Genomic DNA, 26540 nt, shown 5'->3' on the forward strand with positions numbered 1-26540 from the left:
GGTGCGCCACGGCACAGGAGCTACGGGTCTTATGTGGACGTTGAATCTGACCGTGATTGCTGTGCAGGAAAAGTGCCAAGTCCACCGGGCGGCCGGCAGGCGGGGAAAACGCTAGTTGCCGAGGTCTGCGTCCTTGGGCAACGTCAGGTCATCGGTCTTGGTCAACTCTTCAATGTTCACGTCTTTGAAAGTCAGCACGCGGACCTTCTTGACGAAACGTGCCGAGCGGTAAATGTCCCAGACCCAGGCATCCTGCAGGGTCAGGTCGAAGTAGATCTCGCCATCGGCGGAACGGGCCTGCAGATCAACGTGGTTGGCCAGGTAGAACCGCCGCTCGGTCTCCACAACATAGCTGAACAGACCTGCAACGTCCCGGTATTCGCGGTAGAGCTGCAGCTCCATGTCCGTCTCATAGTTCTCAAGATCTTCGGCGCTCATGCCACCATCTTCTCGCAGTTCGGGTAGGTCTGTGTTCCCCGCCGGACTTCGACCCTCACGGGAGGCGATTTCGGCGGGCGAAAAACGGTCAGAGCGGTCCTGCTCCGCTCAGTTCAACAGCGGCCATGGCCGGGCTGTCCGGGGTCAGCCGCCAGCTCTGCCTGTGCTGGTTTGAAGGTCCCTTGTCCACAATGGCCGCGCGGTGGCTGCCGGTAGCGTAGCCCTTGTTGGCCTCCCAGCCATACGCTGGATACTCATCCGCAAGCTTTATCATCATTGCGTCGCGTTCCACCTTGGCCAGGACACTGGCGGCAGCCACACTGAGGCACTGCAGATCGGCCTTGATCTTTGTGTGCACTGGCACGTCGCAGCCGGCGCCGTCGGTTACCTCGAAGAGCGATGCCTGTGGCTGTGCCGAGAGCCAGTCATAGTTACCGTCCAGGATCACGACATCCGGCCGGGCTACGGCAAGAACCTGCAGCCAGGCGCGGGTTCCGGCCAAGCGCAGCGCGGCCATCAGCCCCAGGCTGTCAATCTCGGCAGGGGAAGCATGGCCAACACCGTAGGCGGCGGCCCAGGTCCGGATCACCGGCACGAGAGCTTCGCGGTCAGGGGCGGTCAGCAGTTTGCTGTCGCGCACACCTTTGAGCGCCTTGGCGGTGGTGGCGTCGATCAGGACCATGCCCACGGAGACGGGGCCGGCCAAGGCTCCACGGCCAACTTCATCCGCACCGGCAATCAGCCGGTGGCCCTGCGCCTTGAACGAACGCTCGAAGCGCAGATGTGCGTCCTTCGGCGTCATCGGCTGGCCCCCTGTGCCGGCTCGGTTTCCTCTACGGAGCCTGATTCCTGGCCGGGGTTCGCTTCATCCGGAGCCGGGACGGCGTCGAAGACCTCCGGGTAGCTGCCCAGCACACTCATCCGGCCCAACGGCCAGGCGATCACGGCTGCCCTGCCTTCCACCGCGTCAATGTCAATGAATCCGCCGGATTCCTCGTCGCGGTGTTCGCGGGAATCGGCCGAGTGGTTCCGGTTATCCCCCATGACCCAGATTTTACCCTCGGGAACAACGACGTCGAAGGGCTGGCGGGAATTGTCGGATTCCGGGTGCAGGTACGGCTCATTGAGCGGATACCCGTTCACGGTAATCCGCCCGTCGGCATCGCAGCAGACCACGCGGTCGCCGCTGACACCGATCACGCGCTTGACCAGATGCTGCTGTGAGCTGTCCGGCAGCAGCCCAACAAAGGTGAGGGCCTGCTGGAACCAGCTATCGCCGTCGTTAGATTCCGCCGGAGGCAACCAGCTCAGGTCGTCCTGGAAGACAACGACGTCCCCGCGCTTGAGGCTGAACGGCTCAGGCACCAGCAGATTGACGAAGATGCGATCGTTGACCTCCAAGGTGTTTTCCATGGAAGTAGACGGGATGTAGAAGGCCCGAAACAGGAAGGTCTTGATCAGGAACGACAACAACAGGGCTACCGCCACGATGACCGCGATTTCGCGCAGCCAGGCCAGAACCGGGTTTTTCCGTTTGCCTGCCGCCTGCTCCATGTTCACTTTCCTTTGTCCGTTTCGGGATCGATGCCAAGAGCGGTCCGCTCCAGCGGGCCGGACCGTTCCAGCGGCCAGACAATTTCCATCGGCCTGCCGATTACCCTTTCCAAGGGAACCATACCGCCACCGGGTGCACCCAGCAGTACACGCGAGTCAGCTGAGATAGACCGGTGGTCCCCCATCAACCACAACCTATCGTGGGGCACCTCAACCGAGAACTCCTGTGCACTGGGGGCGTCTCCGGGATACACATACTCTTCAGTAACAGCTTCCCCATTTATCACTAGTCGGCCGTCCGGCGCACAGCATTCCACGGTGTCGCCCGGAAGCCCGATAACCCGCTTGATGTAAACCGTATCGCTGCCGATGAGGCCAAGCCATTGCCCCAGCCCGAGCAGCGCGTCGACGTAGGCGGGGTTTCCGCTGTCGAAGGGCGCAAAGGAGCCGCGGCCGTCGAAAACCACCAGGTCGCCCCGTTCGATGGGTCCGAAGGCATAATCAGTTCGGGAGACGAGTACCCGGTCGCCGGTGTCCAGCAGCGGCTCCATCGAATCCGAGGGGATATAGTAAACGTCGATCAGGGTAGCGCGCACCACTGCGCTGAGCACGATTGCCGCGGCGAGCACAGCTAAGACAAAACGCCAGCCCGGGAATCCGGACCGGCGTTTTGTATGTTCCCCGGACGACGCCCGGGGAACTGGGATTTCTTGCACCACTTAGTTCAAGCTGCCCTAGGAAAAGGGAGGCTACTTGGCAGTGCCGAAGTCGCGCTTTTCCTTGATCTTGGCAGCCTTGCCGTGGCGGTCGCGCATGTAGTACAGCTTGGCACGGCGAACGTCACCCTTGGTCAGAACTTCGATCTTGTCGATGATCGGAGAGTGAACCGGGAAGGTACGCTCCACGCCGACGCCGAAGGAAACCTTGCGGACGGTGAACGTCTCGCGGACGCCGTCGCCCTGGCGGCCCATCACGAAGCCCTGGAAAACCTGGATACGGGCGTTCTTGCCTTCGATGATGTTGACGTGAACCTTGACGGTATCACCGGCGCGGAACTCGGGAACGTCGCTGCGCAGTGAAGCGGCGTCTACTGAATCGAGGATGTGCATTGTTATCACTCCTGGTGAACGCCACAGGTCATCCACTTTGGTCACGGCTGAGGGTCCGGCGCGCGGCAGGACCATCAATACCGAAAGATCTGATAAACCGGCGCGTCCGGAAATGGTGCGCCGGTGTGTCTGGCTGTTGGCTCCACGCCCCCTGTGGCAGGCGCGACCCCAGCAAACACAAGTCTTCATTTTGCCACACCGCGGCGGGCACCGCCAATTGAACCGGCTGGCGTCAGCGGTCGGCTGGGCTCTGCGCGATGCCGCTGGCCGAAACGGTGTAGCCCTGGCTGTCGAGCAAGGCCTTGTCCGCTTTGTCCAGCGTGCCGGGATCCAGCCGGGCAATCAGATCCGGGCGGCGGCGGAGCGTGCGCAGCAGTTGCTCATCGCGCCGGAACCGGGCGATCTTGGCGTGGTTGCCGCTGAGCAGCACCTCGGGAACCTCTTTGTCCCGCCACTGCGAAGGCTTGGTGTACACGGGGTACTCGAGCAGGCCGTCGGAGTGCGATTCCTCGACCAGGGACTCGGGGTTGCCCACCACGCCCGGAACCAGGCGGCCGATGGCCTCCACCATCGCGAGAACGGCCACTTCCCCGCCGTTGAGGACATAGTCCCCCAGACTCATCGGCCGGACCGTAAATCTCTCCTGGGCCCAGTCCAGCACCCGCTCGTCGATACCTTCGTACCGGCCGCAGGCGAAGACCAGATGTTCTTCCTCCGCGAGCTCATGGGCGGCCGCCTGTGTGAAAACTTCTCCGGCCGGAGACGGCACGATCAGCACGGGCCGGCGGGATTCGTCCGCAGGCAGCACGGATTCGAGGGCCTGGGCCCAGGGTTCGGGCTTCATCACCATGCCGGCGCCGCCGCCGTACGGCGTGTCATCCACCGTGCGGTGTTTGTCCGTCGTGAAGTCCCGCAGGTCGTGCACGTCCAGCTGCAGCAGTCCGTCCTGGCGTGCCTTGCCGATCAGGGAGAGCTCCAGGGCCGCCAGATATTCGGGAAAAATGCTAACGACGTCGATGCGCACTTAGCGCTCCCCCTCGCCGTCGTCGGGGGTGCTTTGGCTCTCGGCGGAGTTGAGCTCGAAAAGACCTGCGGGCGGGGTGACCCGGATGAAACCGGCCGCTACGTCGACTTCGGGGACAATCTGCTCCACGAAGGGAACCAGGACTTCGTCGCCGTTGGCTGCGGTGACGACCAGCAGGTCCTGGGCCGGAAGGGTGTTCAGGGCGGCGACCTTGCCGACTTCCTGTCCATCCACCAGCACGCGCAGGCCAACCAGCTCATGTTCGTACCAGGCGTCTTCGTCGTCGTCGACATCTTCCGTATCGACGAACAGCTTGGCGCCGCGGAGTTCCTCGGCCCCGTTCCGGTCAACCACTTCCGCAAAGCCCAGCAGCAGGATGTCCTTGTTCCAACGGGCCGATTCAACTGTCAACGGCCCCAGGCGCGCCGGCTCAACGACAAAGGCGGTGCCCGGAACAAAGCGCTCCTCCGGCGCATCGGTCATCACCTGGACGGTGACCTCGCCTCGAATGCCGTGGGGTTTGCCAATCCGCGCAACCTGGACCTGCATGGAATCTCCTGTCGAACTACGTCTGAGGGTAGAAAATCGGGGCACAAAAACATCCGGCCCACACACCATTATCTGGTGCGGGGCCGGATGCGATGACTGATGTGAAGCGTGCTCAGCGGCGGCGGTCAGTATCCACTACGTCCACGCGGACCTGCTCGCCACCGGCCAATGCGGCGATGACGGTGCGCAGTGCGCGTGCTGTGCGGCCCTGACGGCCAATGACGCGGCCCAAATCATCCTGGTGGACCCGCACCTCAATAATGTCTGAGCGGCGGTTGGTCTTTACCATGACCTTGACGTCCTCGGGACGGTCAACGATGCCACGGACCAGGTGTTCGAGCGCTTCAGCCAGCATTTACTCAGCCTTTGCGGTTTCGTCCGCAGACTCTTCGGCCGGTGCTTCTGCAGCGGCTTCGTCGGCGGCCTCTTCCTTCTTGGCCTTCGGGGTGATGGCCTCGGGGATGATCACGGACTCCTTCTCGGGAGCAGCGAAAGCCTCCTTGGGAGCCTTGGTCTTGAGCGTGCCTTCCTGGCCCTCAATACCCTTGAACTTCTGCCAGTCACCGGTGATCTTGAGCAGGGCGGCAACCTGCTCGGACGGCTGGGCGCCTACGCCGAGCCAGTACTGTGCACGGTCGGACTTGATGTCGATGTACGACGGCTCCTCGGTGGGGCGGTACAGCCCGATCTCCTCGATGGCACGGCCGTCGCGCTTGGCGCGGGCATCCATGACAACGATTCGGTAGTGGGCTGAGAACTTCTTGCCGAGGCGCTTAAGGCGAATCTTTACGGCCACTTTAGTGGTCACTCCTGGTTCTGAAAATGGGCGAACCCGTATGTCTGCACCCGTGGGGCGGGCCGTGGTTGGGGTTCAAAGGACAAGATACTTGCACGGAGAGAGGGGCCGCGCAGATCGAGTACCTGTCTATTGTGCCAGATACAGCCCAATCCGCGCGACTCGACTCCCCGGACCTGTGCGAGCGGCTACGAAAGCCGGTCAGACGGACTCGGTACCGCTCCAGACGTAGAGCTGCTGGCGGCCGTCTTCTGCCGCATCCGCAGCAAGTTCGCCGATCCGCTTGACCGACTCCACCGCGGCGTCGCCGCTGAGCGGCATGTCCTCTTCGGACGCCCACGCCGCGGCGACGTCGGGCAGGACGGGGGCGCCGTCGTCGGACGTTTCGGCCAGCAGGTCGGCCAAGGCGCGGACCATCGATTCCGGCGCGACATAGAGGGTCTCGCTGGCGACGTCGGCAATGGCCAGCTCATCTTCGCCGACGGAGTGGACAGCCTGCCCTGCCAACTGGCCCAACCGTTCGATTTCCCAATCGGTGATGCCATTGATTCTCGTGTGCGGGGCATCCGGAATTTCCACCTGGGTGCCGCCTTCGCCGATGGCCTCCAGCGCTTTATCAAGTGCGGCGGCGCGCTGCACCGCGGCGTCGTGGGTGGCCACAAAAACTTCAGTAATTCCGGACATAGCGCCTCCGCCTCGGATTGGATGCTTCTGGTTTTACCCTATCCTGCGCGGGGCCGCGGCCAAACTGCGCAGTATCAGGAGACGGCGACGCGCAGCTGATTGCGCCAGGGATCCTCAAACCGAAGCTCGGCGCCGGTGTGATGATGGCTGACACCGGCACTCGCAAGCCGCTGGGCCAGGGCGCCAACCTCGTCGTCATTCGGAACATGGATCAGCACTTCCCCCAGGCCCAGGGTGTCCTTGCGCGGGCCTGCGCCCCGGCTGTTCCACACGTTCATCGCCATATGGTGGTGGTAGCCGCCGGCGGAGACAAACAATGCCTGGCCATGCCAGCCGGCCGTGCGCTCGAATCCGAGGATGTTGACGTAGAACTGCTCCGCCACCGAAGTGTCGCCAACCTGCAGGTGGACGTGGCCGATGGCCGCGCCGGCGTCGTGCTGCTTGCGCACGGAATCTTCGGTGAGGTGGCTCTGCAGGTAGGACTGGGGGTTCAGGGCCAGGCTGTCCATGTGGACTTCCTTGCCCGTGGCGGTCTCGTTCCATTCCCACTGTTCGCGGGGCCGGTCATAGTACAGCTCAATGCCGTTGCCCTCTGGATCGGTGAAGTAGAAGGCTTCGCTCACCAAGTGGTCGGCGCTGCCAACGAAACGCGTGGGGTCCGTTTGGGCCGCAGAGGCGACGGTGGCGGCAAGGTCCGACTGGCTGTCGAAAAGGAAGGCCGTATGGAACAGTCCTGCCTCGCCGCGCGACGGCAGCTGGAGTCCGGCGGCGGGTGCCAGGTGGACCAGCGGCGTGGCGCCGCGGCCCAGATAGACACCGCCGAGGCCTTCCGCCACAGGATCCAAGCCCAGCGCGTTCCGGTAGTACTTGGTCATGTTCGCCATGTCCCCCACCTTGAGCATTACGGTGCCCATGGTGAGGTCGCCGGCCAACAGGTCCTGGTCTTTTGCTTGAAAGTTCATGTATATAAGATTACTTGAAGCTTCATGTTTATTCCAGTCCCCTTGCAGGGCGGCCCAGTTCCCAAGTCAGACCGGTGTGCCACAGTCCCCTCAGCCGGAATTAGCGACGGCGGTTCCGCCGGGACTTGAGAAAGCTGTAGAAGACGAGTTCGCCTGCTGCCTCCGTGACCAACGACAGCGCGCCCGCGCGCATTATTCCGTTGCGGGGGCTCCCTTGTCTGGCCGCGGCGCGGAAGAGGACTGCGGCAGCACCGGCCGCCACCGCCGCGCTTCCGGCCAGCAGTTCCGGATGCGCCAGCACGGTCCGGTGCCACTTGGCGAAGGGAGACTGTCCGGAGGTGGGAGTAGCGATGACTTCGAGCAAAGCCTTGGCCATCGGCAGCGGCGGCATCACCGTGACCGGCTGTCCCACGGTAGCCACCGGCGCTTCGGCCAGCCGGCCCGCCAGTTCCGGCAGCCCCAGGGACACCGCTGTCCGGGCCAGGACCTCGCCGTCTTCCGGCCCCTGCATCAGGTCCCTGAGCCGGGACTCCGCCTCGGCATTCAGCTCGAAGGCTTGGGCGATGCCGGCGGTGCTCGGCTCGGTGGAACGGACCAAGGTTCCGAGCAATCGCAGGGCTTCGGCCGAGGCCTTGTCGGTAGTTGCGAATGGTTTGGGCTGCGGCTGCCAGGCGTGCCAGAAGTTGTTCCGCGGGTCGTTCACAGCACCGGGAAGCCAAACTTCAACGGCTCGCAGTCCGTCCAGATTCATTAACGCTATCAAGGGCTTGGTTTCGGCCGGCCAGTTGTAGAGCCCGGGCGCGGCCTCCCCTTCCACCACCACCACAGAGCGTCCCGGCACGGCTTCGTCTTCAAGGACCTGGAGTTCGACGCGGTTCAGCGCTCCAAACATAACCAGATCCTCGTGGCGCATCTGCCCCACGAGCACGGTGCGCAGCACCATCAAATCTTCCACGTCCGCCGCACCGGGATCCCCGAGCTCAGGCTCCTCGGCCAGCCGGAACGCGGCCTCTGCCGCAGGGGCCTGGTAGCTGAAGCCATCCATGTCCACCGCAGCACCGAGGGCCAACGAGAAGCTCTGGGCGAGCATGCGGTAGTCGGGGCCAGGAACGGCTTCGCCTCCCTCGCCCAAGACAGCGACGCGTCCCGCACCGTTTCTGGCCAGCAGCATTTCAACGACCGTTTGGCCCGGCTCGGGCTGGCCTGCGGCGAAAGCACCGAGCAGCGAACGGTCCGTGATCTCTTGCATCAGGGCCGCGACACCGGCCTCGTCCAGTGGCCATGGCCACCAAAGTTCACCGGTCATGGGCTCCCAGGCAGATTCACTCATGGCATCAACGCTAGCAAGTCCCGCTAGCCGTGCTGTCCGTCGGCCAGGAAGTCGACCAACAGCCCATGGCCTTCGGGCGTGTCCTGCGGACGGTGGTTGTTGGCAGCATGGCGATGTACAGCGCCAGTGGTAGCCAGATATTCCGCGACCTCTTCATACAGCGGCTCCCAGCCGCCCGTCACGACGAGCGTGCGGACGCCAGGAACGATGTGCAGCGGGGCGGTCCAGGGCGGATCCTGCAGCCGGAGCCGGCTGGCCTGCAGGCGGTCCGCGGCCGAGGCCAGGGGCTTCGCCGCCGCGCCAAGGACGAGGCGCGAGAATTCACGATGGTACTGCTCGTCGTCCAGCTCGTTCCTTGCGGCGAACAGTGGCTCCAGCCGCTTCCGATGCGCCCTTGTTGCCGGCAGGTCCGCAGTCAGCGACAAACAGGCAGGTTCGAACAGGGTCAGGGAGGCAACCAGTTCCGGCCGTTCCACCGCCGCCATCATCGCCGAGACGGCCCCTTGGGAATGCGCGACGAGATGACCGCCGTCGCCTAGGTTTTCCACCACTATGTCCATGTCTGCACCGAAGTCCGTCCGTTGCGGAGCACCATCCGGAGCGAATCCGTGCCGCCGGACAAACAGGCAGTCGTAGGCGCTGGCGAGACGGTGCTGGTACGGCCACGCGGCGATGCCGAAGCGACCGGTTCCGTGCACAAAAACCACACGGGGCTTGGGGCTGCTGTGCTGCATAAGGGCAGTCTAGGATCCGGAGCTGATGGTGGCGTCGAAGTCCGGAAGCAGCTCGCGTGGCGGCACGTCCCGCTGGACCGTATCGATCCGCTGCCCGTCCCGCAGCTCCAGCACCGAAAGCAGTTCATGGGCGTCGAGGGCGGCCTTCAGCTGGGCCGACTGCGGGCGGCCCAGTCCGGCCAGCGCCAGATCGGCCGCGAGGAACTCGGCCTGCCCGCCCGCCACAGCGGCGAGCGAACCGCCGTCGTAGGTTCCGCCGTCGTAAATAAAGGTGATGGCCTCCGCTGGCGAGGCCGGCGTCTGCTGGTAATCAATTGCCAGAATGCGGCCCAGCGGCAGCGACAGCGAGGTTGCCTGCAGAACGCGGCTGGCCGTTGCGCGCGGATCCTCCCCCGACTTCACCATCCCGGCAGGCAACGATGCCTGGCCGTCGGCATCGGGACTGAGCAGGATGGAACCGCTGACGGTGCGTACCACCACCGCCACGTTGGCAGGGCGCTTCCATTGGGAACCATAGAATCCACTCAGATCGTGCCTGCTCACAAAAGCCCTTCGTAGAAGCCCCAACTCTTACCAGGATGCGGAACGGTATGCTCCCTTAGTCCGGCCGGTGCCGGCGCGGACCGCGGCGAGCTTACTTACCCAGGAACTTTTCGAACCCCTTGGGCAGGTTCAGTGCGGACGGATCGAAATCTTCCTGCTGCTGGCCGAAAGCTGCGCCGGTGGGCAGCGCCTTCTTGGCGTTGGCACGGCGCTCCTCGGCCTCCCGCAGCTCCTGCGCGGCCTTGGCCGGATTTCCCGAACGCGCCTTCTTCTTGCCCTTCGAGACCTGCTTGCCCTTGCGGGCGCCGCCGCTGAAGCCGCCCGGGCCAGCCATGCCTGGCATGCCCGGAATGCCGCCGCCCTGGGCCATCTTCTTCATCATCTTCTGGGCCTGGCCAAACCGCTCCAGCAGGCCGTTGACCTCGGAGACGTGCACGCCCGAGCCCTTGGCGATGCGGGCGCGGCGCGAGCCGTTGATGATCTTCGGCGCGACCCGCTCGTGCGGGGTCATGGAGCGGACAATGGCCTCGACGCGGTCGATTTCGCGCTCGTCGAAGTTCTCCAGCTGCTGACGCATGCCGGCCGCGCCGGGCATCATCATCAGCATCTTCTTCATCGACCCCATCTTGCGGATCTGCTGCATCTGCGCGAGGAAGTCATCGAGCGTGAAGTCTTCCTGGTCGGCGAACTTCTGCGCCATGCGCTCGGCTTCGCCCTTGTCCCAGGACTTCTCCGCCTGCTCGATCAGGGAGAGGATGTCGCCCATGTCCAAGATGCGGTTGGCCATCCGGTCCGGGTGGAAGATTTCGAAATCGTCCAGGTTCTCACCGGTGGAGGCAAACATGACGGGCTTGCCGGTCACGGACGCAACGGAAAGCGCGGCACCGCCGCGGGCATCGCCGTCGAGCTTTGAAAGCACGACGCCGGTGAAATTCACGCCTTCATTGAACGCCTGCGCGGTGTTGACCGCGTCCTGGCCGATCATGGCGTCGATGACGAAGAGGACCTCGTCCGGGTTGATGGCTGCGCGGATGTCCGCGGCCTGCTGCATCATTTCCGAGTCCACGCCGAGGCGGCCGGCGGTGTCCACTATGACCACGTCGTGCAGCTTCTGGCGGGCTTCCTCGACACCCTGGCGGGCGACGGCGACCGGATCGCCCGTGGCGGACTCGAATTCGGACTGCACGCCCGGGTGCGGCGCAAAGACCGGCACGCCTGCGCGCTGGCCGTTGACCTGCAGCTGGGTGACGGCGTTGGGCCGCTGGAGGTCCGCGGCGACCAGCAGCGGGCTGTGGCCCTGTCCCCTGAGCCACTTGGACAGCTTGCCGGCAAGCGTGGTCTTACCGGCACCCTGAAGACCGGCCAGCATGATCACGGTGGGCGGGTTCTTGGCCAGGCGGATGCGGCGGGTTTCGCCGCCGAGGATGTTGACAAGTTCGTCGTTGACGATCTTGACGACCTGCTGGCCCGGGTTCAGCGCACCGGAAACTTCCTCGCCCAGCGCGCGTTCCTTGACGTGCGCGGCGAATTCACGCACCACCGGTACGGCGACGTCCGCGTCCAGCAGGGCACGCCGGATCTCGCGGACAGTGGCGTCGACATCCGCCTCCGAGAGACGTCCCTTGCCGCGCAGATTCTTGAAGGTCGAGGCCAACCGGTCAGAGAGTGAATTGAACACGCGCCGTGTACTTCTTTCGTCGATCTAGGCTCACAGTCCCCGGCCGCGCCGGAGTTCAACTATCTAGGGTAGCAACTGCGGACGGCCTATGTCCCAATTCCGGGACGACGACGGCGACCGGACCGTACCTGATGTCAGCGAACCGGCGACATCGGGCGCCATAGATGGCAAGGTAGGAAAGGTGACTGCCGAACAGACCTCAACCGGGACAGAATCCGCAGAAACCACCGGCGGAGAGATGGAAATCCGGACCTTGCTCATTTTGGGTGCTTCCGGAGACCTGACCGGACGGCTGCTGCTGCCGGGGCTGGGAAAACTCATCGCCCAGGGTCGGACCCAGGGCCTGAGCCTCGTGGGCGCGGGATCCGACGACTGGGACCAGGACCGGTGGCGCGAACGTGTCGACGAAGCCTTCGGATCCTGCACTGAGGGAGCTAACGACGCCGGCCTGCGGGAATTGCGCAAGGTACAGGAAAACACCGAGTACCACATGGTGGACGTGACGGCCGAGGGGGCCCTGGCGGAACTGCTCGGCTCGGTCAAGGGACCGGCAGCGGTCTACTTTGCTTTACCGCCCGCCGTCAGCCAGCAGGCCTGCGAGGTCCTCAAGCCCGAGGACGTGCCCGAGGGCACGCGCCTGGTGATGGAGAAGCCGTTCGGCTCCAGCCTGGTCTCCGCTGCCTCGCTGAACGGGACGCTGCTGCGGCTGGTGCCCGAGGACCACATCCACCGCGTGGACCACTTCCTGGGCAAAGCCACCGTATTCAACATCCTGGGCCTGCGCTTTGCCAACCGGCTGCTCGAGCCGTTGTTCAGCAACGAGCACGTGCAAAAGGTGGAAATCTTCTACGACGAGTCGCTGGCGCTGGAAGGACGGGCACGCTACTACGACAAGGCGGGTGCCTTGCGGGACATGATCCAGAGCCACCTGCTGCAGATCATGGCGCTGATGGCGCTGAATGCACCGGCTACATTGCACGAGCGGGACCTGCGCGACCACATCGGCAGCGTGCTGCGTGCCAGTTCGGTCAAGCCGGACTTCGCCAAGAGCACACGCCGCGCCCGGTACACCGCCGGCGAGGTGGACGGCCGGAAGATCCCCGACTACGTGGCCGAAGAGGGGATCGATCCCGCACGGAACACGGAGACGCTGGCGGAGATCGAGGTCTCGATCAACAACAGCCGGTGGACCGGCGTGCCGTTTATCCTGCGTTCAGGCAAAGCCTTGGGCAAGAAGCAAAAGGAAGCCATCGTCACCTTCAAACCCGTTAATCATCTGCCCACCGGGTTCAAGGGCGTGGATGCGCCCACGCGCCTGCGGATCGGTTTTGGCCCCGACACCCTGCGGCTCGAGATCGATGTCAACGGACCGGGCGATATCTTCACGCTCGACCGCGAGGTGATGGAGACCAACCTGCACTCCGCGGATCTCCTGCCGTACGGCGAAGTCCTGGACGGCATCCTGACCAGTGACCCGATGCTCTCGGTCCGCGGGGACATTGCGGAGGATTGCTGGCGGATTGTCGAGCCGGTCCTCAAAGCATGGGAGGCCAACGAAGTGCCGCTGGAGGAGTACGCAGCGGGATCGAGCGGACCAGCCGGCTGGGAAACATCGAGGGACGATACGCCGATGCGTACGGTGGATGCCGAAGCCTGACCGCGGGGCACGGGTCACGCAGAACTGCACCTCCGAAAGCCGGACCCGATGATTCGGTTCCAGCTCCCGGAGGTGCAATAGGAGCTTTCCTGTCCCGTTAGATAGCGGCTTCGCCGCGCTCGCCGGTGCGGACCCGCACGGCTTCCTCGACGTCGATAAGCCATACTTTGCCGTCGCCGGCATGTCCGGTGTTGGCGGTGGCAACCAGGACATCGACGATGTCGTTGGCCCATTCATTGGCGACCAGGATCTCCACTCGTACCTTCTGCAGCAGATCAACGGTGTATTCAGCGCCGCGGTATACCTCGGTGTGGCCCCGCTGGCGGCCGTAGCCGCTGGCCTGGCTGACCGTGAGGCCCTGCACGCCGTAACTTTCCAGGCTGCCGCGGACGTCGTCGAGCTTCTCGGGACGGATGATTGCGGTTACCAGTTTCATGCCTTGACCTCTTCCTTGATATGCGCGCTGCGGTCCGTGGCCGGATGCGGCACGAAAGTGCCCCCAGTGCCCAGCCCGCCGAACTCGTATGCGGTTTCGGCGTGCTGCGTCAGGTCCACGCCGATGACCTCCTGGTCCTCCGTGACGCGGAAGCCAATTGTCTTGTGCACGGCCAGACCGATGACACTCGTCATGATCGCGGTGAAGACAACGGAGACAACAGCTGCCACCGTCTGGGCACCGAGCTGGCCGGGACCGCCGCCGTACAGCAGTCCGCCGCCGGCCCCGTCCAGGGGGAGGGCAACGAAGCCAAGGGCCAGCGTGCCGACCAGTCCGGCGACGAGGTGGACCCCAACGACATCCAGGGAGTCGTCATAGCCGAACTTGTACTTCAGCCCCACGGCGAGGGCTGCCAGTGCACCGGCAACGATGCCGAGCCCGATGGCGCCGACGGGAGAAACATTCGCGCAGGCCGGGGTGATCGCAACCAAACCGGCGACGACGCCGGAAGCGGCGCCAAGAGACGTGGGCCGGCCGTCACGGATGCGTTCGACGACGAGCCAGGCGAGCATCGCGGCACCGGGCGCCACCATGGTGTTGACCCAGATGAGCCCCGCTTCCTCAGCAGTACCGGCGGCGCCACCATTGAATCCGAACCAGCCGAACCACAGCAGCGCGGCACCGAGCATGACGAAGGGGATGTTGTGCGGACGCTGCGCGGGGTCCTTGCCGAAACCTTTGCGCTTGCCCAGGATGAGGGCGAGGATCAGGCCAGCAATGCCTGCATTGATGTGGACCACGGTGCCGCCGGCGAAGTCGATGGCCTCCCCTGCCCAGCTGCCCACAGCACCTTCAGCACTCAGGAGGCCGCCGCCCCACACCATGAAAGCCAGCGGGCAGTACACCAGAGTGACCCAGACCGGGACGAAGACTGCCCACGCGCCGAACTTCGCGCGGTCGGCGATGGCACCGGAAATGAGTGCCACGGTGATGATCGCGAAGGTAGCCCCATAGCCGGCGCCAATCAGGTCCTCCGTGTTCAGCAGGCTCTGCATGCCGAACGCAGCGAACGGGTTCCCGAAGAGCTGGCCGATCCCCTCGCCGCCGCTCATGGAGTAACCCCACAGAACCCAGACGACGGCGACCAGACCGATGGAAATGAAGCTCATCATCATCATGTTCAGGGCGGCTTTTGCACGGGTCATGCCGCCGTAGAAGAATGCAAGGCCTGGCGTCATGAGCAGCACCAGTGCCGCGGAAATCATCACCCAGACGTGACCTGCTGACAGATCCATTTTCGCGTCCTCTCGTCCGAGGCGGGCCCATCCCGCATCTGGTTTCCAGATTGCCGGTCGATTGTTTCCGCCGGCCCGGCGCTTCGTTTCAGCTGCGTTACAAGGACGAGGCCACCGTAAATCCGGTGTCACGGGCATGTTTCATTCATGTTTCTCAGCACGGATAGGCTTGATGCCATGCCCCTCTTCCGCCGCTCGGCCCGTTCCTCTGCCGAGCCCGCCCGCCCTCGGCCGGAACGCCAGCGCCCCACACCCATCCCCCGCGATATCAAAGTCCTGGTGGCAGCCGCCTTCGTGATCGCGCTGGGTTACGGCCTCGTAGCTCCGGTACTGCCGCAGTTCGCTGCCAGTTTTGACGTCGGCGTCGCTGCCGCGTCCATCATCGTCAGCGTTTTCGCCTTCACCCGGCTGATCTTCGCCCCGGCGGGCGGGGCACTGGTGGGCCGCTGGGGCGAACGACGGGTCTACCTCACCGGACTGCTGATCGTCGCCGCCTCCACCGGCGCCTGTGCCTTGGCGCAGGGCTACTGGCAGCTGCTGCTGTTCCGCGGGCTCGGCGGTCTGGGCTCCACCATGTTCACCGTTTCCGCCACCGCGCTGATCCTCCGGCTCGCGCCGCCTGACAGCCGGGGACGCGTCTCCGGCCTCTACGCTTCAACGTTCCTGATGGGCGGAATCCTCGGGCCCGTTGTGGGCGGCCTGTTAGCCGGTCTCGGACTGCGGGTTCCCTTCGTGGTGTACGCCGTCGCACTTTTGGTGGCTGCCGCCGTCGTCGCTGTCATGCTGAAGAAGCCGGAGCGCAGCTCCGCAGACGGAACGGACTCCCCCATCCAGCCGATGCCGCTGGGCGAAGCGATGAAGGATCCGGGGTATCGGGCGGCCATCGCCTCCGCCTTTGCCAATGGCTGGGCCACATTCGGAGTCCGTATGTCGTTGATTCCGCTCTTTGCGGGCGCCGTCCTGGGCGCAGGACCGGAAACGGCCGGGCTTGCCCTGGCAGTTTTTGCCGTGGGCAACGCCCTGGCACTGACATTTTCAGGCAAGCTCTCCGACACTTTGGGACGCCGACCGTTGGTCATTTCCGGCCTGGCCGTCGCAGGACTGGCGATCGCCGCCATCGGGTTTACCGACTCGGTCCCGGTGTTCGTTGCCGTGTCCGTGATCGCCGGTTTCGGATCCGGCCTGCTCGGACCTGCCCAGCAGGCAGCGGTGGCGGATATCATCGGCAATCAACGCAGCGGCGGAAAAGTTCTCGCGGTGTTCCAGATGTCTACAGACGCCGGTGCCATCGTGGGGCCCGTGCTCGCCGGCGCCTTGGCAGACAGGCTGGATTATGGCTGGGCCTTCGCGGTCACCGGTTGTGTGACCATCATCGCGGCCCTGTTTTGGCTCTTTTTCGGTCGGGAAACACTCCCCGTCCAGCAATCGGAACCCTCTGCCGACGAGTCCCGCCCCTAATTCGGCAGCTGGAAACAGGAAAACCTAGGACGACCTCTCCCTTCCGGCCAGGATCTGATCTACCCAAGAGTTAGACTTGAAGCTTCAAGTAAAATGTCTTACGATGGATTCATGACGCAAACGATGACCCAGCCTCCGGTTCTGTTCCTCAGCCATGGCGCTCCGCCACTTGCCGACGACGAGCGCTGGACCAGCCAGCTCGCCGACTGGTCTGGCACTTTTTGAAAAGCCGAAGGACATCCTGATGGTGTCGGCGCATTGGGAGAATGCGCCGGTGACGCTGAGTGCCACCCAGCAAAAGACCGGACTGGTATACGACTTTTGGGGTTTCCCGCAGAAGTACTACGACGTCACGTATGACGCACCGCTTGCCCCCGAGCTGGCCGGTGAGGTGGCCAAGCTCGTTGGAGACCACGGCCACCACGTCGAACAGGATGAAACCCGCGGGCTGGACCACGGCGCCTATGTCCCACTGGTGGAAATGTTCCCCGATGCCGATGTGCCGGTGGTCCAGATGTCCATGCCGACACTCGACCCGCAGGGACTCTTTGAGCTCGGCAAATCCTTGGCACCCTTGCGCGACCGCGGCACATTGATAGTCGGCTCGGGCTTCACCACACATAATCTGCGCTGGTTCAATCCTGCCGCCGGCCCTGACACCACACCGCCGGCCGCCTCAAGCGAATTCGACCAATGGGCAGAAGAAGCAATGGCCCGTGGCGATGTGGACTCAATTTTGGACTTCCTCAACAAGGCACCTGCGGCCCACGAAGCCCACCCGCGCAGCGAGCACTGGGCACCACTGTATGTAGCGCTCGGCGCCGCTTACGGTTCCGGCGGAATCGAAGCCAAGACTGCTATCGACGGGTTCTGGTTTGGCCTGTCCAAGCGCTCCTGGACGCTGACCTAAACCCACTCCCCCGAGGACGGGAAGCGACCGAGCTCGTGTTTGCGGCAGTGAGCTCGGCCGTGCGGCCTCCATCCGGGTTGCCGTGCATGAGTCGAGATTGGCAGTGGAGCCGAAGATCCCGCAAGCACCGGCCAAGACGGCACCTTCTCCACAGTTTTGAACATGTCTTGTGCCCTACATCGCATCACGATAGAATCGAATGTATGTTCGAGTCAATCGTTCCAGCAGAGATGGATCCGGTGAAGCCGGTTCCCGGTGATCCGGGTGCCGCCCTGGTCCGCTCAATGATCCTGGAACTGGCGAACATGGACCCCGACGTCTCCGAAGGCGTACGGATCGACCGAATCGCCGCCCTGGAAGAACTCAAGGCCGCCTCGGCTGCGGGGCAGGCCCGCGAGACCGAGGCGTTCGCGGCCTCCCGGCGGGAGGCCCGGGCCGCGGCCGGGGTTCCGGCGGAGCGGCGGGGCCGGGGCCTGGCGAAGGAGATCGGTCTGGCCAGAAAGGATTCGCCGAACCGGGGCGGTAAGCACCTGGGGATGGCGACCACGCTGATCAGGGAAATGCCCCACAGCTATAGGGCGTTGGCGGAGGGCCGGCTGAACGAGTGGCGGGCGACCATCCTGGTCCGCGAGACCGCGTGCCTGAGCGTGGAAGACCGCGCCAAGGTTGACCGGGAGTTGTGTGCTGATCCGAAGACGCTGCAAGGGTGCGGGGACAAACAGATCGGGGCGATGGCGAAGCAGGCCGCGCTGCGGCTGGACCCGTTGTCGGTGGTCCGGCGGGCCGCGAAAGCCGAAAACGAACGCCATGTCTCCTGCCGTCCGGCGCCGGACACCATGGCCCAGGTGAGCTGCCTGGTGCCGGTGACACAGGGCGTGGCCGTCCTCGCGGCCCTGACCAGGGAAGCCGACCGGTTGAAGGCGCAGGGCGATGAACGCTCCCGGGGACAGCTGATGGCCGACATCTTCGTCGAACGCGTTACCGGCCAACCGGCCGAGAACCCGGCAAAGATCGAGGTGCAGCTGGTCATGACCGACCGCACCCTGTTCCAGGGCGATTCCGAGCCGGCACATCTGGCCGGGTACGGCATCGTCCCCGCCCAATGGGCCCGTAACCTGATCCGCACCGAAGACACCGACACCGACGACACGAACGGCAGCGCCGGCACGGACACCACCGACGCCGGCAACCCGGTAAATGGTGCTGCCAAGGAAGACGAAGGCGGTGCTGGCACAGCCAATCCCGGCACCAGGGATGGCGCTACGGCATCCGGCCCGCCAGGAACTGGCGAACCGGAACCAGTCATCGATACTGCTGCCGGGAACGGAGATACCGGCGACAGCGACGCCGGCAAGACAAGAGAAGCCGGCACGGCGACCGGGCCTCCCGGTCCGAAGCGAAGAGCCCCCGGCGATGCGGGTGATGCGACGGAGGTGGAAGTGTGGGTCCGCCGGCTCTACACCGCGCCGGGCACCGGGCAGCTGCACGGGATGGATTCGCGGGCAAGGCTGATGCCGGCCGGCATGCAGCGGGTCATCCAGGCCAGAGACCAGCTCTGCCGCACCCCCTGGTGCGACGCGCCGATCCGCCACCACGACCACGTCGTGCCCTGGCGCAACAACGGGCAGACCACCGAGATCAACGGGCAAGGCCTGTGTGAAGCGTGTAACCTCGCGAAGGAATCAGAGGGCTGGCACGCCCAAACCGTCCCCGGGCCACGGCACACCGTCGAAACGACCACGCCGACCGGGCACACCTACCTATCCACCGCACCGGCACTGCCCGGCACACCACCGGCAACCGCGCAACCGGACGAGACGCCAGAGCCGCAGTCAATCTTCGAACAGGCACTCGGCCGCATCGACTTCCTCTACCGCCCCGCCGCCTGACGAGATCTAATAACCGGCCAACCAATGCCCTAAATACGCCGAAGGGCGGACGTGATATCACGTCCGCCCTTCGGCTTTGGTCATCAAGCGTCCCGCTGGCAAGCGCCCGCACGACACTAGAGCGCCCTTAGTTCAGGAGTGCATCCACAAAACCTTCGGCTTCGAACGGAGCCAGATCGTCCGCACCTTCACCAAGGCCGATCAGCTTGACCGGAACGCCGAGGCTACGCTGAATAGCGACGACGATTCCGCCCTTGGCCGTTCCATCCAGTTTGGTCAGCACGATGCCCGTGATGTTGACGACCTCGGAGAAGACCTTGGCCTGATTCAGTCCGTTCTGCCCGGTGGTGGCATCCAGAACCAACAGGACCTCGTCAACCATCGCCTGCTTCTCAATGACGCGCTTGACCTTGCCGAGCTCGTCCATCAAGCCCACCTTGTTCTGCAGGCGGCCAGCCGTATCAATCATGACGACGTCGACTTCCTGGTCAATGCCGGCCTTCACTGCTTCGAAAGCAACGGACGCCGGGTCCGCACCATCGACGTCGGACTTTACGGTAGGCACACCCACGCGCTGGCCCCAAGTTGCCAACTGCTCGGCTGCCGCGGCACGGAAAGTATCCGCCGCACCCAGCAGCACATCCTTGTCTTCGGCCACCAGGACGCGGGCCAGCTTGCCAACGGTGGTGGTCTTGCCCACGCCATTGACGCCTACCACCATGACGATAGACGGGCGATCCGCATGGCGCTCGACGGCCAGCGAACGGTCCATCTCCGGGTCAACGAGCTTGATGAGTTCTTCGCGAAGCATCGCCTTGACGTGTTCGGGGTCCTGACTGCCGGCGACTTTGACCCGGTCGCGCAGGGCGTCGACCAGTTCCATCGTTGGCTCGGTACCGAGGTCCGCCATCAGGAGGGTTTCCTCGATTTCGTCCCAGACATCCTCGTCGATCTTGTCACGGGAGAGCAGTGCCAGCAGCCCCTTGCCCAAGGCGTTATTGGACTTGATCAGGCGGGCACGCAGACGGGCCAACCGGCCTTCAACCGGAGCAGGGGTCTCAACCGGTACGGTCTCGATGCCCGCCGCATCATCGGCAACTTCGACGTCGGTCGCGGGCAGTTCCTCTTCGGGAACGGCAACACGGGGTTCGGCCGGCGCAGGTGGCGCTTCCAACGTATCGGTACCGCCACCGCCGCGCACCGGGTCGTTAGCGTCCCGGGTCGTGGGGTAGGTTCCCGGAGGGGTCTTGCGGCCCTTGACCAGGAGGATGGCAACCGTACCGATCACGGCGATCGCGATGACAGCGTATATAAGGATCATGGTTACGTCGTTCACAATCCCTAGCTTCTCACAGCCCCTGCCACCTTCGGACTCACCGCCACCGGTGGGACAGGAACCTGAGCTGGGCGAATCCGCCGTGCGGGCTTATCATGGCGTCACCTGCCCTGCCGCGCCGGGCCGTGACCGTACCGCGCTCCGAAGCGGATTCCAAGGTGAAAGCGAAAGGCCGGATATGGCCAGTGATTCTGGATACGGCACAAGGACAGGACGTGCCTACGACGTCGAAGACTCGGCGCCGCTGCCCACTCTGCATGCTTTGCCGGATGTGAGCCGTGTGGAGCAAGGCGTGGAAACCGAGTTCGAGGCCGTGTACTTCGATACCGAGGATCTCGCGCTGGCCGCACGCTGCATAACCCTTGAACGTCGCACCGGCACTCAAGCCGGTTGGCAACTGGAGCAGCCAAACGACGACGGCGGGCGCCGGGTCAGCTCCTCACCTCCCGTCCGTGGCACAGACGGAGTGCCGAAGACCCTGCTGCAGTTAGTGCGTGTGCATGTACGGGACAAGCCGTTGGTTCCCGTTGCCCGGGTCCTGACCAGACGGGTTTTGCACCGGCTTTACGGTTCCGGGGATAAGGTGCTGGCTGACATGCTGGATGACCATCTACGGTCCGAGCAGCTGCCAAGTAAGACCGGGGGTAGCGTGTGGCGGGAATGGGCGATTGAACTGGTCGAGGGCAATCAGGACTTGCTGGACGCTTGTGACGCCCTGTGCGCAGGCTCTGGTGCACAACGTGGATCGCGCGGGTCCACGCTGCGGTCGGAACTGGCCGGACGTTCCCGCCAGCCGGAGCCGGCTGTGCCATGTCCGAAGCGCAAAGGTGACGCGGCCGCCGTCCTACTCTTCTTTCTGCATCAGCAGGTGCGCAGCCTGAAGGAACAAGATCCGCTCGTACGGTCGGGCGAGCCTGAAGCGGTACACAAAATGCGGGTGGCTTCCCGGCGGCTGCGCTCGTGCCTGGCCACTTACCGCAAGCTGCTGGCCGGCGATACAGCCGGTGAGCTGCGGGGCGAACTGAAGTGGCTCGCGGGCTTGCTGGGCGAGGCCCGCGACGCCCAGGTAATGCAGGACCGGCTCCGGGACCTACTTGCCGGGGAGCCCTCGGAACTGGTGATGGGGCCCGTTGCCCGCAGGATCGATGAGCAGCTCACCGCCGACCTGCAGGCAGCGCGGACCAAGACATTGCGAGCGCTCGACACCAAACGGTACTTCCGGCTGCTCGATGCGCTGGATGGGTTGCTTGCCAATCCCCCGCTGACTGCCTTGGCATCGGAGCCGGCGCGCGAGGTGATCGGGAGGCGTATCAAGCGGGAGGCCAAACGGCTCGGCAGGGCGGTTACCGCGGCGGAGCAACTTGCCGGCGACGCTACCGAGGCACGGGCGCTGCACGAGGTCCGCATCCGTGCCAAGCGCCTGCGGTATGCAGCGGAAGCTGCGATTCCGGTAGGCGGGAAGCGCGCACAGCGGCTCGCCGAAGCGGCGCACCGGGTACAGCAGTCGCTCGGCGTGCACCAGGACACCGTCCTGACGCGCGATCTGCTGCGTCGGTTGGGGGCCGGGGCGGTCCTGCAAAATGAGAACGGCTTCACCTATGGCCGTCTGCATGCACTGGAACAAATTGCGGCCGAGAACGCGCAAGCGGCCTTCCGCCGTGAATGGAAGCGGTTCCCTTCCACTAGCATCAACCCATGAAGCCGTTCCTGCTCCTGGCTACCCGGGCCGAAGACAAAGCAGCCGACGAAGAATATGCGGCGTTCATGCGCTTCGGCGGCCTCGTGGACGGAGAACTGCACCGGGTGCGGCTGGAAGCCACCCCGCTGCCCGACATCGCTCTGGATTCCTACAGCGGGATCATTCTGGGCGGCAGTCCGTTCAACTCCAGCGATGCGCCCGCGGATAAATCGGCGGTGCAGCACCGGGTTGAACGCGAGCTCGGCCGCCTGCTCGATCAGGTCATCGCCATCGATTTCCCGTTTTTCGGTGCCTGCTACGGTGTCGGCACGCTGGGCCTGCACCAGGGCGGTGTGGTGGACAGGACGCACGGCGAGCCGATCGGCGAAGTGGAAATAGTGCTGACCGATGATGGCAGAAAGGATCCGTTGCTGGCAGGCGTGCCGGACCGGTTCCAGGCTTTTGTGGGACACAAGGAAGCATGTTCGACGCTGCCGGCGGGTGCCGTGCGGCTGGCCGGATCGGCTACCTGCCCGGTCCAGATGTTCCGACTGAAATCGAACCTCTACGCCACACAGTTCCACCCCGAGCTCGACATCGACGGGCTGCTGACCCGGATCTCCATCTACCGTTTTGCCGGGTACTTCCCGCCGGCTGAAGCGGCGAGGGTGATGGAAAGTGTCCGTGGAAGCGTGGTCACCGAGCCCCAGCACGTGCTGCGCAACTTCGTGCGGCGCTACCGGCAGGACTAACACTGCGGGCGGGACCGGCGCGGGCACCGGGCCGCCGCCGTGCCTTGGTGCCTTAGACCTCTGCCGTGGCAAGGCGCTGGGAAATCACGGTGGAGACGCCGTCCCCCCGCATGGTCACGCCGTAGAGTGCGTCGGCGACTTCCATGGTGCGCTTCTGGTGCGTGATGACGATGAGCTGGCTGGATTCGCGCAGCTCTTCGAAAATGGTGATCAGCCGCCCCAGGTTCGTGTCATCCAGGGCCGCTTCTACCTCATCCATCACGTAAAAAGGCGAGGGCCGCGCCTTGAAGATCGCCACCAGAAGGGCCACTGCGGTCAATGATCGCTCGCCGCCGGAGAGCAGCGAGAGGCGCTTGATTTTCTTGCCCGCCGGGCGTGCCTCGACTTCGATACCCGTGGTGAGCATGTCGTCCGGGTCCGTGAGCACCAGGCGTCCTTCACCACCGGGGAACAGCCGGCCGAAGACCCGTTCGAACTGTGCCGCCGTGTCATGGTAAGCCTCGGTGAAGACGCGTTCCACCCGCTCGTCGACTTCCTTGATGATGTCCAGCAGGTCCTTGCGCGTGGCTTTGAGGTCTTCCAGCTGGCCGCTGAGGTACTGGTGGCGTTCCTCCAGAGCCGCAAACTCTTCCAGTGCCAGCGGGTTCACCTTGCCTAGCGAGGACAAGTCCCGTTGCGCCTTCTTCAGCCGCTTCTCCTGTTCTGCCCGGATAAACGGCACTCCCTCAACCACGGGGTTACCGTCTTCGTCCACCTCCGCGCGCAGGGCCGCCCACTTGTCGTTCGACGCCGCCGTGGCCACCGGAACCGGTTGGTCCGGCCCGTATTCAGCCACCAGGTGGTCCGGTGTCAGACCCAGTTCGTCAATTGCCTTTGTTTCCAGTGCCTCGATGCGCAGCCGCTGCTGGGCCCGCGCCATCTCATCGCGGTGTACGGAATCCGTCAGCTCCCGCAGCTCGTTGGCGAGCGCGTCGGTCGAGGTGCGGACGGTGGCCAGTTCGCGCTCCCACGCTGCCCGGACCTCCTCGGCAGCATCACGTTCGCGTTCGGCCAGGTCCACCGACACGTCCAGCCAGGCCAGCACCTGCTTGACGCCCCTTGCGACGGCGGCGGCTTTGGCCGCCTGCACCTGGCGCTTAAGTGCCCGCTCTGCCGCCTGCGCCCGGGCGTGCCGTTCCGTTGCCGCCGCCCGTTCCAACGATGCGGCGCGGTTACCGATAGCGTTCAGCTGTTCCTCACCCGAGCGCAGAGCCAGCCTGGCTTCCATCTCGCTCTGACGCGCCCTGGTGGCGGCCGCTGCGAGCGCGTCGCGTTCCTCGGTTGAGGGCTCGGATTCTGCTGGAGCTTCCTGGGCGGCAACGAGCCGCTGGGTGATCTCCGCCAGTTTCTGCTGCTCGGTGGCAACGTTGGCTTCGGCAGCTTCAACCAGCCTGGCAAGCCGCTCGCTCTCCCCCACGGCTGAGCGCAGCGTGGAGCCGAGATGGCCCAGCCGTTCAGCCACGGCCGCAAGCCTGGCATCCGATTCATTAAGTTGTTCCAGCGCCGCCTCTGCCCGAGCGCCGGTTTCTGCACGCCGCGCCGTCGCTGCTGCGATCGCAAACTTGGCCCGTTCAGCCCTGGCTGCGGCCTGTGCCAGGCGTTGGCCCGTCTCCTCCACCGCAGCCTGCACCTCCAGCAGACTCGGCCGGCCCGCCGAGCCGCCGCGGGCACCATAGGCGCTGAAGACCTCGCCGGCCTTAGTAACAGCGGTCAGCTCCGGACTGGCGGAAACAGCTTCCGCTGCACCGGCAAGATCCTCAACAACGACGACGGAAGCCAGCAAGGCGCGTACAGCTGCGGCTTCTTCCTTCAACGTAACCAGAGAGAGGGCACGGACCGCGTCGCACGACAGGGCCAAGTCCTCCGGGGCCTGATCCGCGGAAGCCTGATCCGCCTGGGCGGCATCCGCTGTGCCCTGATCTACCGGAGCAAGATCAGCCGTCCGGGCGAAAACAAGCTCAATCCGGCCGGCGTCATCGCTCTTCATCAGCTCCAGCGCCTGCACCCCGGCGTCCCGGTCTGCGACGACCACCGCTTCGGCGCTGCTGCCCAGGGCGGCGGCTATCGCCGGCTCGTAGCCGGGTTCCACCGATATCCGTTCTGCCAGCGGGCCCAAGACTCCCGCTGAACCGGAGGCCAGCAGCGCCTCGCTGCCATCCCGGCGGTCGAGACCTACTTCCAGAGCTTCCTTTCGAGCGGACAGTGCATCGCGCTCACGTTCGGCTTCGCGTTCCTCCGCAACGAGGGCTTCGAGTTCTTCCTCGATGGCATCCAGTTCCTGCGATGCCTGCTCGTATTCGGCGTCGAGGCCCTCTTCCCCTTCTTCCACTCCCGCGACCTGTGATTCCAGGGCGCTGAACTCGGTCTGTGCTTTCCGGCGGCGTTCCTCGCCCTCGCCGATCGAGGCACGCAGGCGTCCCAGCTCCGCTTCGGCCGCCTCCACCCGCGACCGGGCCGCAGCCACCTGTCCGGCGAGTTTGGCGAGACCTTCCCGGCGGTCTGCGGCCGCCCGGAGGATGGCGGTCAGGCGTTGGTCTTCGGCGGCGGCGCTGGCTTCCGCGTCGGCGCGGGCCTGCACTGCGTCCTCCAGGGCTTCCCTGCGGTCCTCCAACTCAAACTCGAGCTCCGCCTGTTCTTCGCGTACCTGGGCGGCCTGCTGTTCCAGCTGGTCCGGGTCCCGTCCGTTTTCAGGTTCCGCGTCCGCATTGCCGAGCAGCCGGCGTCGTTCATTTGCCAGGTTGCCGAGTGATCTGAACCGTTCGCGCGCGGAAGAAAGCTGGTACCAGGCATCCCGGGCGGCGTTCAGCCTCGGTGTGGCCTCGGCCGCCAGCCGTTCCAGTTCCGCGAGCCGCCGCCGTCCGGCCTCCAACGTACGTTCCACCTCGGCCTGCCTGGCTTTCATCGCGGCTTCGTCCGCCACTTCCTGTGCCAGGGCAGCGGTCAGCTGGACCAGGTCATCTGCCAGCAGGCGTGCCCGCGCATCCCGGACCTCGAACTGCACCTGCTGGGCGCGGCGGGCTACCTCGGCCTGTTTGCCCAGCGGGGTCAGCTGCCGGCGGAGCTCGCCGGTGAGATCCGTGAGGCGGGCGAGATTGGCCTGCATCGACTCAAGCTTCCGGACCGTCTTTTCCTTGCGCCGCCGGTGCTTGAGGATTCCCGCGGCTTCCTCGACGAACCCCCGGCGGTCATCCGGAGTGGCATGCAGAATGCGGTCCAGCTGGCCCTGGCCGACGATCACGTGCATCTCGCGGCCAAGGCCGGAGTCGCTGAGCAGTTCCTGGATGTCCAGCAGGCGGCAGTTGCTGCCGTTGATGGCATATTCGGAGCCGCCGGTACGGAAAAGCGTGCGCGAGATGGTGACTTCGGCGTATTCGATGGGCAACGCGCCATCGGCGTTATCGATGGTCAAGGAGACCTGGGCGCGGCCCAGCGGCGAACGGCCGGAGGTCCCTGCAAAAATGACGTCTTCCATCTTGCCGCCGCGCAGAGTCTTGGCACCTTGTTCACCCATGACCCAAGCCAAGGCGTCGACGACATTGGACTTACCGGACCCGTTGGGTCCGACGACGGCCGTGACACCGGGCTCGAAATCGAAGGTCGTGGCAGACGCAAAAGACTTGAAGCCGCGCACAGTCAGAGATTTCAGATGCAAATTGTGTCTCCCGCAGCACTTTTTCCTTGAAACAATC

The 26540-nt window shown here is 64.7% G+C and carries 24 protein-coding genes and 1 pseudogene; 6 read left to right on the top strand and 19 right to left on the bottom strand.

Annotated features, from left to right (window positions below; all coding sequences use genetic code 11):
- Nucleotides 1-111: 111 nt before the first annotated feature.
- From AC20117_RS19960 to ffh, 15 genes are all read right to left on the bottom strand, one after another.
- Complete coding sequence (locus tag AC20117_RS19960) at nt 112-438, bottom strand: DUF2469 domain-containing protein (RefSeq protein ID WP_074702055.1); 327 nt, start codon at nt 436-438, stop codon at nt 112-114.
- Between the two features lie 88 nt (nt 439-526).
- Nucleotides 527-1240, bottom strand: a complete 714-nt coding sequence (locus AC20117_RS19965) for a ribonuclease HII (RefSeq protein WP_074702054.1) — start codon at nt 1238-1240, stop codon at nt 527-529.
- Nucleotides 1237-1992 (bottom strand): signal peptidase I, encoded by a 756-nt coding sequence (lepB, locus tag AC20117_RS19970; RefSeq protein ID WP_083339838.1) that lies wholly within the window; start codon nt 1990-1992, stop codon nt 1237-1239. Before lepB (AC20117_RS19970) ends, AC20117_RS19965 begins: the two co-directional genes overlap by 4 nt.
- Nucleotides 1993-1994: 2 nt before the next feature.
- A complete protein-coding gene (gene lepB, locus AC20117_RS19975; RefSeq protein WP_236777380.1) occupies nt 1995-2621 on the bottom strand; it encodes a signal peptidase I in 627 nt (208 codons plus the stop codon).
- 120 nt (nt 2622-2741) lie between these two features.
- The gene (gene rplS, locus AC20117_RS19980) at nt 2742-3101 is read right to left on the bottom strand and encodes a 50S ribosomal protein L19 (protein WP_074702050.1); all 360 of its coding nucleotides are present in this window, start codon (nt 3099-3101) and stop codon (nt 2742-2744) included.
- A gap of 232 nt (nt 3102-3333) precedes the next feature.
- Nucleotides 3334-4125 carry a tRNA (guanosine(37)-N1)-methyltransferase TrmD gene (gene trmD, locus AC20117_RS19985; protein WP_074702049.1) on the bottom strand — a complete coding sequence of 264 codons (792 nt, stop codon included), beginning with the start codon at nt 4123-4125 and terminating at the stop codon, nt 3334-3336.
- A complete protein-coding gene (rimM, locus tag AC20117_RS19990) occupies nt 4126-4674 on the bottom strand; it encodes a ribosome maturation factor RimM (protein ID WP_101632654.1) in 549 nt (182 codons plus the stop codon).
- 112 nt (nt 4675-4786) lie between these two features.
- Nucleotides 4787-5029 carry an RNA-binding protein gene (locus AC20117_RS19995; protein WP_074702047.1) on the bottom strand — a complete coding sequence of 81 codons (243 nt, stop codon included), beginning with the start codon at nt 5027-5029 and terminating at the stop codon, nt 4787-4789.
- A complete protein-coding gene (gene rpsP, locus AC20117_RS20000) occupies nt 5030-5470 on the bottom strand; it encodes a 30S ribosomal protein S16 (protein ID WP_074702046.1) in 441 nt (146 codons plus the stop codon).
- A gap of 201 nt (nt 5471-5671) precedes the next feature.
- On the bottom strand, nt 5672-6154 hold the full coding sequence (locus AC20117_RS20005; RefSeq protein ID WP_074702045.1) for a hypothetical protein: 483 nt from the start codon (nt 6152-6154) through the stop codon (nt 5672-5674).
- A gap of 74 nt (nt 6155-6228) precedes the next feature.
- Nucleotides 6229-7116, bottom strand: coding sequence for a VOC family protein (locus tag AC20117_RS20010; RefSeq protein ID WP_074702044.1), 888 nt, complete (start codon nt 7114-7116; stop codon nt 6229-6231).
- Between the two features lie 100 nt (nt 7117-7216).
- Nucleotides 7217-8446, bottom strand: a complete 1230-nt coding sequence (locus AC20117_RS20015; RefSeq protein ID WP_139186827.1) for a hypothetical protein — start codon at nt 8444-8446, stop codon at nt 7217-7219.
- A 23-nt stretch (nt 8447-8469) separates the two neighbouring features.
- Complete coding sequence (locus tag AC20117_RS20020; protein WP_074702042.1) at nt 8470-9180, bottom strand: alpha/beta fold hydrolase; 711 nt, start codon at nt 9178-9180, stop codon at nt 8470-8472.
- 9 nt (nt 9181-9189) lie between these two features.
- Complete coding sequence (locus AC20117_RS20025) at nt 9190-9723, bottom strand: NUDIX hydrolase (protein WP_139186826.1); 534 nt, start codon at nt 9721-9723, stop codon at nt 9190-9192.
- A gap of 91 nt (nt 9724-9814) precedes the next feature.
- Entirely contained in the window at nt 9815-11401 is a 1587-nt protein-coding gene (ffh, locus tag AC20117_RS20030; protein WP_074702040.1) for a signal recognition particle protein, read from the bottom strand.
- 238 nt (nt 11402-11639) lie between these two features.
- Here ffh and AC20117_RS20035 point away from each other — a divergent pair, with 238 nt between their 5' ends.
- Nucleotides 11640-13058, top strand: a complete 1419-nt coding sequence (locus AC20117_RS20035; protein ID WP_074703374.1) for a glucose-6-phosphate dehydrogenase — start codon at nt 11640-11642, stop codon at nt 13056-13058.
- Between the two features lie 97 nt (nt 13059-13155).
- Here AC20117_RS20035 and AC20117_RS20040 read toward each other — a convergent pair whose 3' ends face one another.
- Both AC20117_RS20040 and AC20117_RS20045 read right to left on the bottom strand, forming a co-directional pair.
- Nucleotides 13156-13494, bottom strand: coding sequence for a P-II family nitrogen regulator (locus tag AC20117_RS20040; RefSeq protein ID WP_074702039.1), 339 nt, complete (start codon nt 13492-13494; stop codon nt 13156-13158).
- Complete coding sequence (locus tag AC20117_RS20045) at nt 13491-14789, bottom strand: ammonium transporter (protein WP_074702038.1); 1299 nt, start codon at nt 14787-14789, stop codon at nt 13491-13493. The genes AC20117_RS20040 and AC20117_RS20045 overlap by 4 nt, the downstream gene beginning before the upstream one ends.
- A 177-nt stretch (nt 14790-14966) precedes the next feature.
- Here AC20117_RS20045 and AC20117_RS20050 point away from each other — a divergent pair, with 177 nt between their 5' ends.
- The 3 genes and pseudogenes from AC20117_RS20050 (at nt 14967) to AC20117_RS20060 (ending at nt 19046) form a co-directional block, all read left to right on the top strand.
- Nucleotides 14967-16247: an MFS transporter gene (locus tag AC20117_RS20050; protein WP_074702036.1), complete on the top strand. Its 1281-nt coding sequence runs from the start codon at nt 14967-14969 to the stop codon at nt 16245-16247.
- 111 nt (nt 16248-16358) lie between these two features.
- Nucleotides 16359-17157, top strand: a pseudogene (locus tag AC20117_RS20055) (dioxygenase family protein).
- A gap of 203 nt (nt 17158-17360) precedes the next feature.
- Nucleotides 17361-19046, top strand: a complete 1686-nt coding sequence (locus tag AC20117_RS20060) for an HNH endonuclease (RefSeq protein WP_074702035.1) — start codon at nt 17361-17363, stop codon at nt 19044-19046.
- Between the two features lie 127 nt (nt 19047-19173).
- Here AC20117_RS20060 and ftsY read toward each other — a convergent pair whose 3' ends face one another.
- On the bottom strand, nt 19174-20382 hold the full coding sequence (gene ftsY, locus AC20117_RS20065; RefSeq protein ID WP_074702033.1) for a signal recognition particle-docking protein FtsY: 1209 nt from the start codon (nt 20380-20382) through the stop codon (nt 19174-19176).
- A 178-nt stretch (nt 20383-20560) separates the two neighbouring features.
- Here ftsY and AC20117_RS20070 point away from each other — a divergent pair, with 178 nt between their 5' ends.
- Nucleotides 20561-22081, top strand: coding sequence for a CYTH and CHAD domain-containing protein (locus tag AC20117_RS20070; protein ID WP_074702031.1), 1521 nt, complete (start codon nt 20561-20563; stop codon nt 22079-22081).
- The gene (locus AC20117_RS20075) at nt 22078-22812 is read left to right on the top strand and encodes a glutamine amidotransferase (RefSeq protein ID WP_074702029.1); all 735 of its coding nucleotides are present in this window, start codon (nt 22078-22080) and stop codon (nt 22810-22812) included. Before AC20117_RS20070 ends, AC20117_RS20075 begins: the two co-directional genes overlap by 4 nt.
- A 52-nt stretch (nt 22813-22864) precedes the next feature.
- On the opposite strand, the gene smc is transcribed toward AC20117_RS20075, so the two are convergent.
- Complete coding sequence (smc, locus tag AC20117_RS20080) at nt 22865-26503, bottom strand: chromosome segregation protein SMC (RefSeq protein ID WP_170837965.1); 3639 nt, start codon at nt 26501-26503, stop codon at nt 22865-22867.
- Nucleotides 26504-26540: the final 37 nt, after the last annotated feature.

This window comes from Arthrobacter crystallopoietes, from assembly GCF_002849715.1.
GTDB classification, from domain to species: Bacteria; Actinomycetota; Actinomycetes; order Actinomycetales; family Micrococcaceae; genus Crystallibacter; species Crystallibacter crystallopoietes.

Bases quoted from the DNA above. Each gene is read 5' to 3' on its own strand.
- AC20117_RS19960 (WP_074702055.1), bottom strand. From the start codon at position 438: ATGAGCGCCGAAGATCTTGAGAACTATGAGACGGACATGGAGCTGCAG.
- AC20117_RS19965 (WP_074702054.1), bottom strand. From the start codon at position 1,240: ATGACGCCGAAGGACGCACATCTGCGCTTCGAGCGTTCGTTCAAGGCG.
- lepB (WP_083339838.1), bottom strand. From the start codon at position 1,992: ATGGAGCAGGCGGCAGGCAAACGGAAAAACCCGGTTCTGGCCTGGCTG.
- rplS (WP_074702050.1), bottom strand. From the start codon at position 3,101: ATGCACATCCTCGATTCAGTAGACGCCGCTTCACTGCGCAGCGACGTT.
- rimM (WP_101632654.1), bottom strand. From the start codon at position 4,674: ATGCAGGTCCAGGTTGCGCGGATTGGCAAACCCCACGGCATTCGAGGC.
- AC20117_RS19995 (WP_074702047.1), bottom strand. From the start codon at position 5,029: ATGCTGGCTGAAGCGCTCGAACACCTGGTCCGTGGCATCGTTGACCGT.
- AC20117_RS20005 (WP_074702045.1), bottom strand. From the start codon at position 6,154: ATGTCCGGAATTACTGAAGTTTTTGTGGCCACCCACGACGCCGCGGTG.
- AC20117_RS20010 (WP_074702044.1), bottom strand. From the start codon at position 7,116: ATGAACTTTCAAGCAAAAGACCAGGACCTGTTGGCCGGCGACCTCACC.
- AC20117_RS20015 (WP_139186827.1), bottom strand. From the start codon at position 8,446: ATGAGTGAATCTGCCTGGGAGCCCATGACCGGTGAACTTTGGTGGCCA.
- AC20117_RS20020 (WP_074702042.1), bottom strand. From the start codon at position 9,180: ATGCAGCACAGCAGCCCCAAGCCCCGTGTGGTTTTTGTGCACGGAACC.
- AC20117_RS20035 (WP_074703374.1), top strand. From the start codon at position 11,640: ATGGAAATCCGGACCTTGCTCATTTTGGGTGCTTCCGGAGACCTGACC.
- AC20117_RS20040 (WP_074702039.1), bottom strand. From the start codon at position 13,494: ATGAAACTGGTAACCGCAATCATCCGTCCCGAGAAGCTCGACGACGTC.
- AC20117_RS20045 (WP_074702038.1), bottom strand. From the start codon at position 14,789: ATGGATCTGTCAGCAGGTCACGTCTGGGTGATGATTTCCGCGGCACTG.
- AC20117_RS20050 (WP_074702036.1), top strand. From the start codon at position 14,967: ATGCCCCTCTTCCGCCGCTCGGCCCGTTCCTCTGCCGAGCCCGCCCGC.
- AC20117_RS20060 (WP_074702035.1), top strand. From the start codon at position 17,361: ATGTTCGAGTCAATCGTTCCAGCAGAGATGGATCCGGTGAAGCCGGTT.
- AC20117_RS20070 (WP_074702031.1), top strand. From the start codon at position 20,561: ATGGCCAGTGATTCTGGATACGGCACAAGGACAGGACGTGCCTACGAC.
- AC20117_RS20075 (WP_074702029.1), top strand. From the start codon at position 22,078: ATGAAGCCGTTCCTGCTCCTGGCTACCCGGGCCGAAGACAAAGCAGCC.